1 protein-coding gene is annotated in these 1,180 nt (G+C 44.8%); it reads right to left on the bottom strand.

What is annotated here, in order from left to right:
- Nucleotides 1–690 (bottom strand): leucine-rich repeat domain-containing protein (locus tag QUB25_RS28980; RefSeq protein WP_333188836.1); only part of this gene is annotated, 690 nt, incomplete at its 3' end.
- Nucleotides 691–1,180 lie beyond the last annotated feature (490 nt).

Genomic DNA, 1,180 nt, shown 5'->3' on the forward strand with positions numbered 1-1,180 from the left:
CCAGAGTGCTTCTGAGATGGAGGTAATCTGATTGCCACCGAGGTCAAGCTCTGTCAGATTCGACAATTGCCCAAGTGCGTCTGGGATGAAGGTAATCTGATTGTCACTGAGGTCAAGCTCTGTCAGATTCGACAGTTGCCCGAGCGCCTCTGGGATGGATGTAATCTGGTTGTTATCGAGGCAAAGCTCTGTCAGATTGGACAATTGCCCAAGTGCATCTGGGATGAAGGTAATCTGATTGCCACCGAGGTCAAGCTTTGTCAGATTTGACAATTGCCCGAGCGCCTCTGGGATGGAGGTGAGCTGATTATCATAGAGGTCAAGCTTTGTCAGATTTGACAATTGCCCAAGTGCGTCTGGGATGAAGGTAATTTGATTGCCACCGAGGTCAAGCTCTGTCAGATTCGACAGTTGCCCGAGCGCCTCTGGGATGGAGGTAATCTGATTGGGACTGAGGTTAAGTATTTTTAAGTTGGTTAATTGAAGAACAGCATCAGGAAACTCAGTTAGCTTATTTCTAAGCAATTCCTCTTCCTCCTCATCCCAGTTTCCCAACAGCAACGTCTCAAGCTGTGTGCACTTGCCAATGTCCGGCGGCAATTCCTCCAAGCCTAGCCCCGACAAATCCAGTTCCATCAATTTTTCCTCGGCTGCTTGGTCAATTCGCCGCACTGCTTCCTCTCGCGTCATGTCCTTTGTTTCTCCTGAGTATCCATTTTATTCTGACAGTTAAATTTAGTCTCTTGGAAAAAATGGCAGGAATCAGGATGGACACCAAAAAAACAAATTCATGGTATTTCCCAGCGTAAGACGTGGAAATGCGGAAGCTACTATCAGGATAGGCGTATTTTCCAGTCCAGAGCTTGAAAGCAGTGTCGCTACATCAGGATAGTCAAATTCTCTGAACTCTTAAATTTTGAAAGCTAGGTTCTGGTTCCCACTTACAGATAAACTCTGGCTTGAAAGGACAAGTCTTGGGTACACTTGAATTTCCGCTGAGGTAGAGATTGGTCAGTTTAGTAGACTTCTTGCAAAAATAACTAGAACGGGATCTTCGGCTATTTTACAAGAGTTATTTTTTCTTGTGGGATAGGTAGAAGAGCCTGGGTGCATCTCAGTTTTGCAAATCCCTGAAAAAATAGCTAAAATGAAAAAGCTAGTAAAACCGTAAAAAAAACGA

Source organism: Microcoleus sp. B3-D7, assembly GCF_036705305.1.
Classification (GTDB): domain Bacteria; phylum Cyanobacteriota; class Cyanobacteriia; order Cyanobacteriales; family Microcoleaceae; genus Microcoleus.